The sequence below is a fragment of the Pseudomonas sp. RL genome (assembly GCF_000647775.1).
Lineage (GTDB): Bacteria > Pseudomonadota > Gammaproteobacteria > Pseudomonadales > Pseudomonadaceae > Serpens > Serpens flexibilis.
In genome coordinates this window covers 1-13,812 of record NZ_JBOY01000063.1, presented here as the reverse complement: position 1 = coordinate 13,812, position 13,812 = coordinate 1, and the positions used below count along the sequence as shown (strand labels likewise).

At 67.0% G+C, this 13,812-nt stretch carries 17 protein-coding genes; 8 read left to right on the top strand and 9 right to left on the bottom strand.

The genetic code is table 11. From position 1 onward, the window contains the following. Nucleotides 1-11: 11 nt before the first annotated feature. The gene (locus AS93_RS0111065) at nucleotides 12-875 is read right to left on the bottom strand and encodes a PHP domain-containing protein (protein WP_027590675.1); all 864 of its coding nucleotides are present in this window, start codon (nucleotides 873-875) and stop codon (nucleotides 12-14) included. 65 nt (nucleotides 876-940) lie between these two features. On the opposite strand from AS93_RS0111065, the gene AS93_RS0111060 reads away from it, so the two are divergent. The 5 genes from AS93_RS0111060 (at nucleotide 941) to AS93_RS0111040 (ending at nucleotide 4,449) form a co-directional block, all read left to right on the top strand. Then, a complete protein-coding gene (locus AS93_RS0111060) occupies nucleotides 941-1,531 on the top strand; it encodes a septation protein A (protein ID WP_027590674.1) in 591 nt (196 codons plus the stop codon). 2 nt (nucleotides 1,532-1,533) lie between these two features. Next, nucleotides 1,534-1,818 carry a YciI family protein gene (locus AS93_RS0111055; protein ID WP_027590673.1) on the top strand — a complete coding sequence of 95 codons (285 nt, stop codon included), beginning with the start codon at nucleotides 1,534-1,536 and terminating at the stop codon, nucleotides 1,816-1,818. Between the two features lie 4 nt (nucleotides 1,819-1,822). Then, nucleotides 1,823-2,509: a response regulator transcription factor gene (locus AS93_RS0111050; protein ID WP_027590672.1), complete on the top strand. Its 687-nt coding sequence runs from the start codon at nucleotides 1,823-1,825 to the stop codon at nucleotides 2,507-2,509. Between the two features lie 112 nt (nucleotides 2,510-2,621). After that, the gene (locus AS93_RS0111045; protein ID WP_027590671.1) at nucleotides 2,622-3,065 is read left to right on the top strand and encodes a Spy/CpxP family protein refolding chaperone; all 444 of its coding nucleotides are present in this window, start codon (nucleotides 2,622-2,624) and stop codon (nucleotides 3,063-3,065) included. A gap of 67 nt (nucleotides 3,066-3,132) precedes the next feature. Continuing rightward, a complete protein-coding gene (locus AS93_RS0111040) occupies nucleotides 3,133-4,449 on the top strand; it encodes a HAMP domain-containing sensor histidine kinase (RefSeq protein WP_027590670.1) in 1,317 nt (438 codons plus the stop codon). Between the two features lie 2 nt (nucleotides 4,450-4,451). On the opposite strand, the gene cobT is transcribed toward AS93_RS0111040, so the two are convergent. The 6 genes from cobT to ttcA form a co-directional block, all read right to left on the bottom strand. Continuing rightward, a complete protein-coding gene (gene cobT, locus AS93_RS19205) occupies nucleotides 4,452-5,540 on the bottom strand; it encodes a nicotinate-nucleotide--dimethylbenzimidazole phosphoribosyltransferase (RefSeq protein ID WP_065365675.1) in 1,089 nt (362 codons plus the stop codon). A gap of 203 nt (nucleotides 5,541-5,743) precedes the next feature. Next, nucleotides 5,744-6,259, bottom strand: coding sequence for a C40 family peptidase (locus tag AS93_RS0111030; protein ID WP_027590669.1), 516 nt, complete (start codon nucleotides 6,257-6,259; stop codon nucleotides 5,744-5,746). 160 nt (nucleotides 6,260-6,419) lie between these two features. Beyond that, nucleotides 6,420-7,025, bottom strand: coding sequence for a C40 family peptidase (locus AS93_RS0111025; RefSeq protein WP_027590668.1), 606 nt, complete (start codon nucleotides 7,023-7,025; stop codon nucleotides 6,420-6,422). A gap of 125 nt (nucleotides 7,026-7,150) precedes the next feature. Next, nucleotides 7,151-7,822 (bottom strand): DNA-3-methyladenine glycosylase I, encoded by a 672-nt coding sequence (locus tag AS93_RS0111020; RefSeq protein ID WP_027590667.1) that lies wholly within the window; start codon nucleotides 7,820-7,822, stop codon nucleotides 7,151-7,153. A gap of 95 nt (nucleotides 7,823-7,917) precedes the next feature. After that, nucleotides 7,918-8,979, bottom strand: a complete 1,062-nt coding sequence (locus AS93_RS0111015; protein ID WP_027590666.1) for a 3-deoxy-7-phosphoheptulonate synthase — start codon at nucleotides 8,977-8,979, stop codon at nucleotides 7,918-7,920. 461 nt (nucleotides 8,980-9,440) lie between these two features. Then, nucleotides 9,441-10,265, bottom strand: a complete 825-nt coding sequence (ttcA, locus tag AS93_RS0111010) for a tRNA 2-thiocytidine(32) synthetase TtcA (RefSeq protein WP_027590665.1) — start codon at nucleotides 10,263-10,265, stop codon at nucleotides 9,441-9,443. 149 nt (nucleotides 10,266-10,414) lie between these two features. Here ttcA and AS93_RS0111005 point away from each other — a divergent pair, with 149 nt between their 5' ends. From AS93_RS0111005 to AS93_RS0110995, 3 genes are all read left to right on the top strand, one after another. Continuing rightward, nucleotides 10,415-11,011, top strand: coding sequence for a DNA-J related domain-containing protein (locus tag AS93_RS0111005; RefSeq protein ID WP_027590664.1), 597 nt, complete (start codon nucleotides 10,415-10,417; stop codon nucleotides 11,009-11,011). Between the two features lie 116 nt (nucleotides 11,012-11,127). Then, a complete protein-coding gene (locus tag AS93_RS0111000) occupies nucleotides 11,128-11,724 on the top strand; it encodes a Yip1 family protein (protein ID WP_027590663.1) in 597 nt (198 codons plus the stop codon). A 77-nt stretch (nucleotides 11,725-11,801) separates the two neighbouring features. Next, nucleotides 11,802-12,296: a SprT family zinc-dependent metalloprotease gene (locus AS93_RS0110995; protein WP_027590662.1), complete on the top strand. Its 495-nt coding sequence runs from the start codon at nucleotides 11,802-11,804 to the stop codon at nucleotides 12,294-12,296. 98 nt (nucleotides 12,297-12,394) lie between these two features. On the opposite strand, the gene AS93_RS0110990 is transcribed toward AS93_RS0110995, so the two are convergent. After that, nucleotides 12,395-12,901, bottom strand: a complete 507-nt coding sequence (locus AS93_RS0110990) for a DUF2937 family protein (protein ID WP_027590661.1) — start codon at nucleotides 12,899-12,901, stop codon at nucleotides 12,395-12,397. A gap of 49 nt (nucleotides 12,902-12,950) precedes the next feature. Next, a complete protein-coding gene (locus AS93_RS0110985; RefSeq protein ID WP_027590660.1) occupies nucleotides 12,951-13,724 on the bottom strand; it encodes a class II glutamine amidotransferase in 774 nt (257 codons plus the stop codon). Nucleotides 13,725-13,812 lie beyond the last annotated feature (88 nt).

Sequence of the window (13,812 nt, the reverse complement as noted above, 5' to 3'; positions counted from 1 at the left end):
CTCTCCCTTGCTCAATGCACGGCCCTGGGCGGACTGTCGCTGAAACGCAGCCACAATGGCGACAGATCTTCCGGCAGAGGGCGATAAAGTCCCAGCTCGGCCCACTGGGCCGGCGCATGGAAATCGCTGCCGATACTGGCCAGCAGACCGAACTCGCGGGCCAGGATGGCCAGGCTGCCGACCTGCTCGGCGGGCTGCAGGCCATTGACCACTTCCAGCGCCTGGCCGCCGGCGGCAATGAATTCGCTGACCAGCCGACGCCGCTTGCTGCGGGTGAAGTCGTACTGGCGCGGATGGGCCAGGCTGACCCAGGCGCCGGCGGCACGCAGGGTCGCCACTGTCTGCTCCAGGCTCGGCCAGTGCTGTTTCACGTCACCCAGCTTGCCGGCGCCCAGCCACTTGCGGAACGCCTCGGAACGATCGCGCACATGCCCGGCGCGCAGCAGGAATTCGGCGAAATGCGGTCGCCCCGGGGCATTCTGACCCTCGCCCAGCTCATGCTGGATCGCCCGGGCGCCCTCCAGCGCGCCGGGCATGCCCTTGGCCGCCAGGCGTCGGGCGATCTCCTCGGCGCGGCTCCAGCGCGCCAGGCGCAAGTCTTCCAGCGCCGCACACAGTGCTGGCGCCTGGCGGTCGAAGCCGTAACCCAGCACATGAATGGTGGCGCCACCCCACAGGCAGGACAGCTCAACGCCGTTGACGAAGCGCATGCCCAGCCGCTCGGCTGCGGCACGGGCTTCGTCCAGGCCGTCCAGGGTGTCGTGATCGGTCAGGGCCAGCAGGCCCACGCCGCAGGCATGGGCGCGCGCCACCACATCGGCGGGCGCGAATACGCCGTCGGAAGCAGTGCTGTGGCAGTGCAGGTCGACCTTCAGGGGGCCGCTTTCGCATTCAGTCATGTTTGTTATTATGCCGCGTCATCCCGCGCCTGGCTGCCACTGTGAAACAACTGATCGATTTCATTCCGCTGATCCTGTTCTTCATCGTCTACAAGATGGACCCGCGCAGCGTCGAACTGGCCGGCCAGAGCATCGAGCTCGGCGGCATCTTCAGCGCCACCGCCGTGCTGATCGCCAGCTCGGTGATCGTCTACGGCCTGCTCTTCGTGCAACAGAAAAAACTGGAAAAGGGCCAGTGGTTGACCCTCCTCGCCTGCCTGGTGTTCGGCGGCATGACGCTGGCCTTCCACAGCGAGACCTTCCTCAAGTGGAAAGCCCCCGTGGTCAACTGGCTGTTCGCCACGGCCTTCGCCGCCACGCATTTCATCGGCGACCGCCCGCTGGTGCAGCGCATCATGGGCCACGCCATCAGCCTGCCGCAGCACCTGTGGGTGCGCCTGAACCTGGCCTGGGTGGTGTTTTTCCTGATCAGCGGCTTCGCCAACCTGTTCGTGGCCTTCACCTTCCATGACATCTGGGTGGACTTCAAGGTCTTCGGCAGCCTGGGCATGACCCTGCTGTTCCTGGTCGGCCAGGGCATCTTCCTGGCGCGCCACCTGCAACACGACGCCCCCAAGCAGGGCGAGGATTGAACATGCTGTACGCCATTATCGCCACCGATGTACCTGGCACCCTGGAACAGCGCCTGGCCGCCCGTCCGGCCCATCTGGCGCGCCTGCAACAGCTGAAGGACGAGGGCCGCCTGGTGCTGGCCGGCCCGCACCCGGCCGAGGACGGCGAAGGCTTCACCGGCAGCCTGGTGGTCGCCGAGTTCGACTCCCTGCAGGCCGCGCGTGACTGGGCGGCCGCCGATCCCTATCGAGATGCCGGCGTGTACGCCAACGTCATCGTCAAACCGTTCAAGCAGGTCTTCCCCTGACGCCATGAGCCATGTGCTGCTGATCGACGACGACCAGGAGCTCTGCGAGCTGCTGGCCAGCTGGCTGCGTCAGGAAGGTTTCGAGGTGCGCGCCTGCCACGATGGGCAAAGCGCGCGCGCGGAGCTGGCGCAGAACGCGCCCGCCGCCGTGGTGTTGGACGTGATGCTGCCCGACGGCAGCGGCCTGGAGCTGCTCAAGCAGCTGCGCAGTCGGCATGCCGAGCTGCCGGTGCTGATGCTTTCGGCGCGTGGCGAACCGCTGGACCGCATTCTTGGCCTGGAGCTGGGCGCCGACGATTATCTGGCCAAGCCCTGCGATCCCCGCGAACTGACCGCCCGCCTGCGCGCCGTACTGCGCCGCAGCGTGGCGCCGAGCGCGCCCAGCCAGTTGGAGCTGGACGACCTGACCTTCAGCCCCGCGCGTGGCGTGGCACGCATCGGCGAGCACGAGGTCAGCCTGACGGTATCCGAAGGCCGGCTGCTCGAAGCCCTGCTCGCGCAGCCGGGCGAGCCGCTGGACAAGCAGGAGCTCGCCCAGCTGGCCCTCGGCCGCAAGCTGACGCTCTACGACCGCAGCCTGGACATGCACGTCAGCAACCTGCGCAAGAAACTCGGTCCGCACCCGGACGGCAGCCCGCGCATCCTCGCGCTGCGCAGCCGTGGCTACTACTACGCCCGCCAGCCCCACTGACCGCGCGGCACTTCCTTTACCCAGGCTTTACCGTCGGCTGACCGCGCCTGACCTTCGCATCCTTAGACTGAGCTCATCCGGAATCGCCGGAACGACTGAAGAGGATGTACTCATGCGCAAGACTCTCGCTGCCCTGCTGATCGCCGCCGCCCTCCCCGCCGCCGCACTGGCCATGCCCGGCCCGTCGGCCCCCTGCGGCCCGGAGGCCATGCAAGGCATGCAACACAAGGGCTTCCACGGCAAGCATGATGGCGGCATGCGCGACCTCGACCTGACCCGCGAGCAGCGCCGCGAGATGCGCCGCATCATGGGCGAACAGCACAAGGCTCATTGGGAAATCCACCAGCGCTACCTGGACAAGCTGCCGCAGAAAGAGCGCGAAGCCATGCAGAAGGAAATGCGCGACAACCGCGAGAAGCGCCAGCAGGAAGTGCGCAAGCTGCTGACACCCGAACAGCAGAAGCGCTTCGACGAGATGCGCAAGGCCATGGACGAGCGCCAGGCCGAGTGGAGCGAGTTCCAGGAGTGGAAGGCCGACAAGGCCAAAGCCCGGTAATATCCACACCCACCGTAACGCCGGTCAGGTCACAGCCTGACCGGCATTTTTGCTTCCGGAGAATGCCGTGCGCTCGATCTTCTGGCGAATCCTGGCGAGCTTCTGGCTGGCCCTGGCCCTGGTGGCCGGCCTGTCGCTGCTGCTGGGCCGCACCCTGAATCAGGATTCGTGGATCCTGGCGCGCCATCCGGTGGTCAAGGACCTCGCCGAGCGCTGGACCCAGATCTATGAAAGACAGGGGGCGGCCAGGGCCCAGCAGTTCCTCGAAGCCGTGCGCCGCGAACACCGTATCGACGTGCAGGTGTTCGACGACAGTGGCGAGCCGTTGCTGCGCGGCACCACGCCACGTCGCATCGCCGCTCTGGAAGGCCCCCGGGCCCGCGGGCAGCACCTACCCTGGCGGCGCCTGGGAACCGATTACACCAGTCCGCAGACGGGCGATACCTACCTCTTTCTGTACCGCATTCCCCATACGGAACTGGCCGCCTGGCATCGCGACAGCCTGCTCTGGCCACTGAGTGCGCTGGGCATCGCGCTGGTGGTGCTCACCCTGTTCAGCCTGCTGCTGACCCTGGCCATCAGCCGGCCGCTCAACCGCCTGCGCAGCGCGGTGCACGACCTGGGACAGACGACCTATCAGCAGAACAGCCTGGCGGCGCTGGCGGCGCGCAAGGATGAATTCGGCGTGCTGGCCGGCGACTTCAACCGCATGGGCGAACGCCTGCAGGGGCTGATCAACAGCCAGCGCCAATTGCTGCGCGACGTTTCCCATGAGCTGCGCTCGCCGTTGGCGCGCCTGCGCATCGCCCTGGCGCTGTCGGAACGGGCCGACGACGCAGAGCGGGCCAGGCTCTGGCCACGCCTGAATCAGGAGTGCGATCGCCTCGAGGCACTGATCAGCGAAATCCTGGCCCTGGCCCGCCTCGACAGCAACCCCGGTGCCAGCCATGCCATCGACGTGGCCGAGCTGCTCGGCCGGCTACGCGACGACGCGCGGCTGACAGCACCCGAGCAGGAAATCCGCCTCGAGATGGAGCCCGGCCTGACCCTGCTGGGTTGGCCGGACATGCTGGAGCGGGCGGTAGACAATCTGCTGCGCAACGCATTGCGCTTCGGTCCACAAGGCCAGCCCGTCGAGGTGCGCGCCGAGCGGCACCAGGGTCGTCTGGTATTGAGCGTGCGCGACCATGGCCCCGGTGTTCCGGACGAGCATCTGGGCCAACTCGGCGAACCGTTCTTCCGGGCACCGGGCCAGGCCGCTGCGGGCTACGGCCTGGGTCTGGCCATTGCTCGCCGGGCGGCCGAACGTCATGGTGGGCAACTCTTGCTGGCCAATCATCCCGAAGGCGGCTTCATCGCCACCCTCGACCTGCCACTGGCCTAACGTCAGCCGCCCACCTGCCGCGCCGGCGCGGACTCTTCCGGCGCCGCCATGTGCTTCAGGCCTTCATCCAGGGTCACCAACTCGGCATGCAGCGCACACGCCGCCTGCAGCATGGGCACCGCCAGGGCGGCGCCGCTGCCGTCGCCGAGCAGCAGGTCCAGCTGCAACAACGGCTCGGCCTTGAGCGCATCCAGCAACCAGTGGTGGCCCGGTTCGGCGGTGCAATGGGAGAACAGCAACCAGGGGCGGCATCGGGGATTCAAGTGAGTGGCCAGCAAGGCGGCGACGGTGCTGACAAAACCATCCACCAGCACTGGCACGCCCAGCTGGGCGCAGCCCAGGTAGGCACCGGTCAACGCGGCGATCTCGAAGCCGCCGAGGCTCTGCAGCAGACCCAGCGGATTGGCCAGCGAGGCCTCGTGCCGCTCCAGGGCTGCTTCGATGAGGGTTCGCTTGCGCGCCACGCCGGCGGCGTCCAGTCCACAGCCGGGACCGACCATCAGCTCCGCGGGGCAGCCAAGCAAGGCACAGGCCAGCGCACTGGCGGCCGTGCTGGACCCCACCCCCAGGGCACCGCCGATGAACAGGTCGAGATTGGCGGCCATCGCACGCTCTGCCGCTTCGCGCCCGGATTGCAGGGCGACCAGGCACTGCGCCGGCGTCATGGCATCCTCGACCAGGAAGTTGCGCGTACCGGCGGCCAGTTGCAGATGGCGCACCCCCGGCAGCCCTGTCGAGGGACGCACGGTACCCAGATCGATGATGTCCAGCGTGGCATCCAGCCGCCTGGCCAGGATGGCCAACGTCGACACACCCTCGGCAAGATTGCCGAGCATCATGCCGGTTACCGGGCGCGGCACGGCCGATACACCCACTTCGGCCACACCATGGTCGGCGACGAACAGATAGCATCCCAGGCGGGACAGCTGGGGCAGCTCCCTCCCCTGCTGGGCAGCAAGACGGATCACGACGGGTTCCAGCCGGCCAAGGGCGCGGACCGGCTTGAGCTGGCGACGCTGGCGCTCGGTGGCCTTGCGCAAGGCGACATGGTCCAGCGACTGACAGGGTTCCTGCCACCAAAACAGGCTCATGAGGCGGCTCCTAGTGCTACTCGCGGACCAGCCGCGAATTCATCACGATCAACCTTCGGCAGAGTCGATGCCGAATTACCACCGGCCGGACCTTGCAGGAACGATTGCATGTGTACAGCGAAAACCGGCGGGATTATAGGGACGTTCCGGGCACAAACTGGAGGCAAAAACTTATTAAAAACGCTCAATCATTGGTCGAAGGATCAACGATGCGCCAGCTCCTTGTCGTCAAGAATTCTTTTCGCCCCGACATAGGCGTTCGCCCAATACCGATTGGACAGACTGTCCAGGCGCACCGTCCCCCCCGAGGAGGGCGCATGCACGAAACGCCCCTCGCCCACATAGATGCCCGCGTGGCTGACCTTCCCCCAACCGCTGGTGGCGAAAAGCACCAGATCGCCCGGTTGCAGCGCCTGACGCTTTACCGCCGGCACGCCGAGCTCGCCCAGCTGGCGCGTGGTACGGGGCAGCACGATACCCGCGGCATCCCGATAGACGAAGCCAATCAGCCCGCTGCAATCGAAGCCGCTTTCCGGCGTGTTGCCACCCCAGCGGTACGGCGTGCCCACCAGGCCGACGGCACGGAACAGCACGTCGCTGGGCTGTGCAGAGGCCGAGCGCGCGGTATAGACGACGCCAGAATCCGGCTGATGGGAGGAACAGGCAGCCAGCAGGCCGAACAGGACAGGCCAGAGCAGTAGGCGAACTGCGGTGGACATTGCGGGCTCCTCGGACGAGAGAGCCATCACTTTGCCCAGTGTTGACGGCGAGAGCAACCCGGGGTGGCCCGCGCGGCGTTTGTGCAGGCCTCACGCGACTGAAGTCGCTCCTACAGGCTCGTGCGGGGCGCCGCTGCTGCAGGAGCGGCCTCAGCCACGATCAGGGCTCCAGCCGGGCCAGATTCAGGGGCTGCGGCTCGCTGCCCAGCACGCGCTTGGCTTGCAGGTAGCGCGGCGCCCAGTAGCCCTGGTCGAGTCGGTCCACCCGCACGCCGCTGCGGCGGCTGGCGGAATGGACGAAGCGGTTGTCGCCGATATAGATGCCGGCATGATCCACGCGCCCGTGGCGACGGGTGCTGAAGAACACGATGTCGCCGGGCTGCAGCTCCTCGCGGGCGACCTTGGGGGCATCGTAGCGAATCATCTGACGCGTGGAGCGCGGCAGACGAATGCCCGCCTCGTTGTGGAACAGGTAGCCAATGAAGCCACTGCAGTCGAAACCACTCTTGACCGAGGTACCACCATAGCGATAGCGGGTACCGACCAGTTGAAGGCCGCGATCCAGCAGGCGTTCCACCCGGCGCTCCTGCTGGCGCTGCTCCAGCGCCAACTGGCGTGCGTCTTCCAGTTCGGACTCGAGGTCCGCCAGACGGGTGTGGGCTTCACGCAGGGCCGTGGGTTCGGGGAGCGACTGGGCAGGCGTCGTGGCGCAGCCCACGAGCGTGGCGAGGGCGAGGGGCACGAGGGCAGCAAGGCGGTTGGGCATGGCTCGATCGTGTCGTGGCAAAAAACAGTGCGCGGACTATGCCTACCCAGGGATCGATTTTCAAAAACTATCGATCAACGGTATTTGACCGAAGCGGTTAGCACAACAACGCCAATGCGCCCGTTTCAGTGATTGACGGTCAGCGCCAGCATCATCGACAACTGGCACAGCGGCCGACCGCTCTCCGCCCGCCAGACGTTGAAGGCGGCTTGCACCGCCGCCAGGTCGCGCTGGCTGCTCGGCGTCTTGTCAACGATGCCCTGGGCCTTGAGTGCGGCCACCACGTCCTCGCTGGGGATGAAGGTATCCTTGCCCACCATGCGCAACAGACGCGGCGCGGACAGCCCGCCCAGCTGGTTGCCGTGCTTGGCCAGGTAACGCCACAGGCCGACGATGTCCTCGCCCGGCCAGTCGGCCAGGAAGGCGCCGAAGCTGCCGTGCTCGGCCGCGATCTCGAGAATCATCTGCGCATTGCGCGGCACGCTGGCCAGCTTGCCCGCGTGGCGAATCAGCCGGGCGTCACCCATCAACCGCTCCAGGTGCTCGGCGCCCATCAGCACCACCTTCTGCGGCACGAAACCGAAGAACGCCTCCTCGAAGGCCGGCCACTTGGCATCCACCAGGCTGTGCTTGAGGCCCGCGCGGAAGACCCGCAGGCTGATCTGCGACAGGTAGCGGTCGTCCGGCACGGCGCGCAGCGTCTCGGCGCTCGCCGGCACCGGCAGCCGCGCCTCCAGCGCCTCGGCAGAGCCGAAGCGGTTGAGGCAGTATTCGTGAAGCCAGCGGTAGTCACGCATGGGCAAGTGTCTCTTGGGGAGCGAAGCGGTGCACAGGGTGCCCCGTCCGCTCCGTTGCGGCAACCGCACGGGGCGAACGCGGCTCCGTAGGGTGGTCAACCGCGCAGGCGGCTGGCGGCCTCGCGCAACAGTTGCTCGGTACCGCTCCAGCCCAGGCAGCCGTCGGTGACCGACACGCCATAGCGCAATTCACCGGACAGCGGCTGGCAGCCGTCGAACAGGTGGCTTTCCAGCATGACGCCCCGCAGCGTGCGGTCGCCGGCCAGGCGTTGGGTCAGCACCTCCGCCAGCACCGCCGGCTGGCGCAGCGGGTCCTTGCCGCTGTTGGCATGACTGCAATCGACCATGATGCGCGGGGCGATCCCCTGCTTCTCCAGCGCTGCGCGCGCCGCCGCGACGCTGGCCGCATCGAAGTTGGGGCCGGCATGCCCGCCACGCAGCACCAGGTGGGTGTCGGGATTGCCGGCGGTTTCCACCAGCGCCGGGTGCCCCAGCGCATCGATGCCGAAGTGACTGTGCGGGTGGGCCGCCGAGCGCATGGCGTCACAGGCGATGCCCAGGCTGCCATCGGTGCCGTTCTTGAAGCCCACCGGCAGGTCCAGGCCGCTGACCAGCTCGCGGTGGATCTGCGATTCGCTGGTGCGCGCGCCGATGGCCGCCCAGGCCAGCAGGTCGTCGAAGTAGCCCGCCACCAGCGGCTGCAGCAGCTCGGTGGCGAGCGGCAGGCCCAGCGCCAGCATGTCGAGCATCAGGCGCCGCGACAGCGTGAGCCCTTCCGCCATGGCGTGACTGCCATCCAGGTGCGGATCGTAGGCCAGCCCTTTCCAACCGACCGTGGTGCGCGGCTTTTCCATGTAGGCGCGCATCACCAGCAGCAACTGGTCCTCCACCTCGGGCGCCAGATCAGCCAGGCGACGGACGTAATCCAGGGCGGCCTCGGGATCGTGGATGGAGCAGGGACCGACCACCACCAGCAGGCGCGGGTCGCGACCATCGAGGATCGCGCGAACGGCCTGGCGCTGATCATGCACACGGGCGGCCAGGGCGGGTTCCAGCGGCAGGCGCTGGCGCAGCAGGGCGGGAGAAGGCAGGGGCTGGGCGATGCGTCGCGCGGCGACGGCAGGCTGAAGTGCGGCGAGTGGGGCGGAAGCGTTCATCTGGCAAGTTCCTTGTGTGTGCCGGCGGCCGAGAGCCGCCCGGCACTAGCGAGTCGATCGTTCGAGTGGTGTCAGCGCGGCGGCAACGCGGCTAAATCGCCAGAAGGCACGGGTGTAGCGGTAAGCAGTGAGATAGCGGTACATGGTGTAGTCCTCGATGTGGTTGGCACGGCCTTGTGGGCCCGGAAAAACAAAACCCCCGGTCGGGTGGCCGACCGGGGGTTCTTGTGAAACGTTGCGGTAGGCGACCCTGTTTGCCGGGGCGCCTGCTGGGTATCAGACGCCGGAGTGGCTAAACCAATACCCGTAGAAGAAATAACCAGTCGCTTCGACCGCGCAGCCGCATGCCAGGGCACGCGGGGCGCCGAGCGAAGCGGAAGATACGGTGTGGTCGAGCATGGGTCGGATTCTCCGAAACGATGGACCGGACCTTACTGCAATCCACCGGCCCGGTTCAAGCCTCAGATGCTCATCGCATCGATGAAGCGTGGCGTAGCGGCCTCGTCGATCTTCAGGCTCTTGAAGTCGTACAGGTTGCGGTCGGCCAGCTGCGAGGGCGCCACATTCTGCAGCGCGCGGAACATCACCTCGGTACGCCCCGGGCTCTTGCGCTCCCAGTCCAGCAGCATCTCCTTGACCACCTGACGCTGCAGGTTCTCCTGCGAACCGCACAGGTTGCACGGGATGATCGGGAATTCCTGGAGTTTCGCGTAGGCCTCGATGTCCTTCTCGCTGCAGTAGGCCAGCGGGCGGATCACCACGTTGCGGCCATCGTCGGAACGCAGCTTGGGTGGCATGGCCTTCAGGGTGCCGCCGTAGAACAGATTGAGGAAGAAGGTTTCCAGGATGTCGTCGCGGTGGTGCCCCAGCGCCATCTTGGTCGCGCCGATCTCGTCGGCGTAGGTGTACAGCGTGCCGCGACGCAGGCGCGAGCACAGCGAGCAGGTGGTCTTGCCCTCCGGGATCTTCTCCTTCACCACCGAATAGGTGTCCTTCTCGATGATGTGGTACGGCACGCCGATGGATTCCAGGTACTGCGGCAACACGTGCTCGGGGAAGCCGGGCTGCTTCTGGTCGAGGTTCACCGCGACGATCTCGAAGCGGATCGGCGCCACCTTCTGCAGGTACAGCAGGATGTCCAGCAACGTGTAGCTGTCCTTGCCACCGGACAGACAGACCATGATCTTGTCGCCGTCCTCGATCATGTTGAAGTCGGCGACCGCTTCGCCGACCAGCCGGCGCAGGCGTTTCTGCAGTTTGTTCTGGTTGACGGACAGCGTACCCATGATGCGTGGCAAATCCCGGCGGTTGAAAGGGACGCGCATTTTACGCGCAAAGCCGCCATTTCCCCAGCCCGACAGTCGGTCATCAACGGTTGCGGATTCAGACCCTGTGCTAGGCTCCCCTGCACCCACGCCGCCCAACCCCACCGCCCATGACCGTCGACGCCTTTCCCGCCACCGACCTCAGCGATACGCTGCTCACGCTGTTGCGCGCGGCGCCCGGCGGCAGCAGCGAGTACCAGTTGATCCAGACGCTGCGCGCCGATGGCAACCCGCACCTGTCGCAGCGCTCGCTGCAGGACCCGCTGGTGCTGTTTCGCACCCATTTCCTGGTGTTCAACGCCCTGTATCGCCTGCGCGAGCGACTCTGGCGCGAGCAGGCCGGTCACCTGGAGATCAGCCCGCTGCGCATCTGCCTGCTACCCTACCAGGCCGGCAGCCAGGGGCTGAGCGAAAGCGACCCGTTGCGCGACTACTACCTGGACATGAACCAGCTGCACGCCACCACCGAGGCGGACGTGGAACAGTTGCTGGACAGCTTCTGGAAGCGCCTGGACAGCGGCGGCGACCAGACCCGCGACGCGTTGCGCCTGTTCGAGCTGGAACATGAGCCGCAGCTGGACCTGGCGCGCATCCGCCTGCGCTACCGCCAGTTGGTCAGCCGCCACCACCCGGACCGGGGCGGCAGCACCGAGCGCCTGCAGAGCATCAACGCCGCCATGGAAGTCCTCGAGCGCCATTACCACTGATCCGGATAAACGGACGCCTCCGGTTGCCGTTTCGCCAGCCTTCCTATACTGCGACACAAGGTCGCACGCTGGCGGACAGCCACGGGAGACGACCCGCTACCGAGGAGGTGCAGGCCATGATCAATCATGTCTGGGGGCTGTTCACCCATCCCAACAGCGAATGGCGCGAGATCCGCGGCGAAGAGCAGACCAGCCATCCGCGGCTGTATGCCCTGTTCGTGCTGGCGGCCATTCCGCCGATTTCCGCCTTCATCGGCACCACCCAGGTCGGCTGGGCCCACGGCAACGCGCCGGCGGTGCGGCTGACCGAAGCCAGCGCCCTGCCCCTGGCGGTGCTGTCCTACCTGGCCATGCTGATCGGCGTGCTGGTGATGGGCTGGTTCATCCACTGGATGGCACGCACCTATCATGCCAACCCGACCCTGCGCCAATGCGTGATGTTCGCCGCCTACACCGCCACCCCGCTGTTCATCGCCGGGCTGTCGGCGCTGTATCCGAGCCTGTGGCTGGGCATGATCATCGGCACGGCGGCGGTGGCCTATACCGCCTACCTGCTGTACGTCGGACTGCCGACCTTCATGGATATCCACCCGGACGAGGGTTTCCTGTTTTCCAGCTCGGTGCTGGCGGTAGGCCTGGTGGTGCTGGTGGCGATGCTGGCCGCCTCGGTGGTGTTGTGGGGCATGGGCATCGGCCCGATCTACACGCTCTGACCCGCAGTCGGGGCGCGGCCTGCCGCGCGCCCCGCGACTTCTCTATACTGGCGCGCCTGTTTTACCGGGAGGCCGCCATGCCCCACTTGCTCGAAGCACGCGTCGAAGCGTGCTATCGCCAGGCCGAGACGTTCTTCAAGCGCAGCTTTCCCCGCCCGAGGGTCAGCCTGCAGTTGCGCGGGCAGAAGGCCGGCGTCGCGCATCTGCAGGAGAACCTGCTGCGTTTCAACGCCCAGCTGTATCGGGAGAACACCGAGCATTTCCTGCGCCAGACCGTGGCCCACGAGGTGGCCCATCTGGTCGCCCATCAGTTGTTCGGCCTGCGCATCCGCCCGCATGGCGAGGAGTGGCAGAAGATCATGCGCGGCGTCTTCCAGTTGCCCCCCGAGCGCTGCCATCACTACGACGTGCCACGGCGCAAGGCGACCCGTTACGTCTATCGCTGCCAATGCCCGGAAGGCCTGTTCCCGTTCAGCGCCCAGCGCCACGGCCTGGTCGCCAAGGGTCGGCGCTATCTGTGCCGACGCTGCAGGGCAACGCTGCAGTTCACTGGCGAGCTGCGCGTGGAGTGATGCCGAGGGGCTTCAGCGCCGTGGCCTTCGTGCGGGCCTTAGCCAAGAGCTCGCGACTGAAGTCGCTCCTACGATCGGTACGGGCGCCCGCCGCAAGATCAGAGGGGACGCACGCGGCGGGTGAACAGCAGGGAGCCGAGCATGGCCAGCAGGCTTTCCACCAGCGCCGCCAGCAGCAGGCCGCAGGACAGACCCCAGGCGATGGCCGCCGGGTCCAGCGGCACCTGGTACTGGTAGCCACGCAACGCATCACGGGTCAGTCGCGGGTCGGCGGCGCTGAACAGGTGCCAGGCGCGCGCGTACCAGGGCCCCTGCATGGCCTGCCACTCGCGGTCGAGCAATTCGGCGCGGCCCACGAGGTGCTCGATGCTGCCGGCATCGCTGCGCATCACCGGATCGTCACTGGCGCGATAATGCCGCAGCAGCGCCTGCAGGTCGCCGGCGAAGAAACGCCGCGCGGTGTCGCGGAAGCCTTCCAGGCTGTGCGCCGATTCCAGGCGGTGGGCTTCCAGACGCTGGGTGTAGACATCCATGAACGCGGGGATCTGCACCCCCACCAGCAGGCCGAAGGCAAACAGCAGCAGACGCAGGTAACTACGCAACATGGAGAGATTCCTGACTGAAGGTGCGGACTGACTGCAAGCGGCGTGCCGCTCAGGCCTTGCCGCTGGCGATGCACTCGCCGCGCCGCCACAGGGTCCAGTCGCCCGGCTCGTGGGCGATCCAGCGTTCGTTATCGGTCAGCGGCTCGGTGGCCAGCACGGTCACCACGTCGTCGGGGCTGGTTTCCGCCTGAAAATCGACGGTCACGTCGGCATCCTTCAGACGCGCTGGCCCGAAGGGCGCGCGGCGGGTGATCTGCGCCAGCTTGGTGGTGCAGAAGCTGAACAGCCAGTCGCCATCGCTGAGCAGGCAGTTGAACACGCCCTTGCCACGGTACTCGGCGCAGGCGGCCACCAGCGTCGGCAGCAGCAGCGTCACATCCACCGGGGCGGGAAAGGCCTGGCGAACCCGGTTGAGCAGTTCGCAGAACGCCGCCTCGCTGTCGGTTTCGCCCACCGGCCGATAGAAGCCCGCCTCGGCATGGAAATCCCGCAGCTGGCCGTTGTGGGCGAAGCACCAGTAGCGCCCCCACAGCTCGCGGGAAAAGGGGTGGGTGTTGGCCAGCGAGACCGGCCCGGCATTGGCCTGGCGGATATGCCCGATGACCACCTTGCTCTTGATCGGATAGCGTTGTACCAGGCGCGCCACCTCGGAGTCGGCACTGGCGGTTGGGTCCTGGAACAGGCGCAGCCCGCGCCCTTCGTAGAAGCCGATGCCCCAGCCATCGCTGTGCGGGCCGGTGCGGCCGCCACGCTGCATCAGTCCGGTGAAGCTGAACAGGATGTCGGTGGGCACATTGGCGCTCATGCCGAGCAGTTCACACATGGCAGCGTCTCCGCGGTCAGGCCTGCGGCTCGACGCGGCGGGCGTCCTCGCCGTCCGCCCGCGCAGCGGCGCGCTCCCGCAGCCAGCG

What these genes read in the sequence shown, in the direction of transcription:
- AS93_RS0111030 (WP_027590669.1), bottom strand. Translation starts at nt 6,259, where the DNA reads ATGTCCACCGCAGTTCGCCTACTGCTCTGGCCTGTCCTGTTCGGCCTG.
- AS93_RS0111005 (WP_027590664.1), top strand. Translation starts at nt 10,415, where the DNA reads ATGACCGTCGACGCCTTTCCCGCCACCGACCTCAGCGATACGCTGCTC.
- AS93_RS0111025 (WP_027590668.1), bottom strand. Translation starts at nt 7,025, where the DNA reads ATGCCCAACCGCCTTGCTGCCCTCGTGCCCCTCGCCCTCGCCACGCTC.
- AS93_RS0110990 (WP_027590661.1), bottom strand. Translation starts at nt 12,901, where the DNA reads ATGTTGCGTAGTTACCTGCGTCTGCTGCTGTTTGCCTTCGGCCTGCTG.
- ttcA (WP_027590665.1), bottom strand. Translation starts at nt 10,265, where the DNA reads ATGGGTACGCTGTCCGTCAACCAGAACAAACTGCAGAAACGCCTGCGC.
- cobT (WP_065365675.1), bottom strand. Translation starts at nt 5,540, where the DNA reads ATGAGCCTGTTTTGGTGGCAGGAACCCTGTCAGTCGCTGGACCATGTC.
- AS93_RS0111000 (WP_027590663.1), top strand. Translation starts at nt 11,128, where the DNA reads ATGATCAATCATGTCTGGGGGCTGTTCACCCATCCCAACAGCGAATGG.
- AS93_RS0111045 (WP_027590671.1), top strand. Translation starts at nt 2,622, where the DNA reads ATGCGCAAGACTCTCGCTGCCCTGCTGATCGCCGCCGCCCTCCCCGCC.
- AS93_RS0110985 (WP_027590660.1), bottom strand. Translation starts at nt 13,724, where the DNA reads ATGTGTGAACTGCTCGGCATGAGCGCCAATGTGCCCACCGACATCCTG.
- AS93_RS0110995 (WP_027590662.1), top strand. Translation starts at nt 11,802, where the DNA reads ATGCCCCACTTGCTCGAAGCACGCGTCGAAGCGTGCTATCGCCAGGCC.
- AS93_RS0111055 (WP_027590673.1), top strand. Translation starts at nt 1,534, where the DNA reads ATGCTGTACGCCATTATCGCCACCGATGTACCTGGCACCCTGGAACAG.
- AS93_RS0111020 (WP_027590667.1), bottom strand. Translation starts at nt 7,822, where the DNA reads ATGCGTGACTACCGCTGGCTTCACGAATACTGCCTCAACCGCTTCGGC.
- AS93_RS0111015 (WP_027590666.1), bottom strand. Translation starts at nt 8,979, where the DNA reads ATGAACGCTTCCGCCCCACTCGCCGCACTTCAGCCTGCCGTCGCCGCG.
- AS93_RS0111050 (WP_027590672.1), top strand. Translation starts at nt 1,823, where the DNA reads ATGAGCCATGTGCTGCTGATCGACGACGACCAGGAGCTCTGCGAGCTG.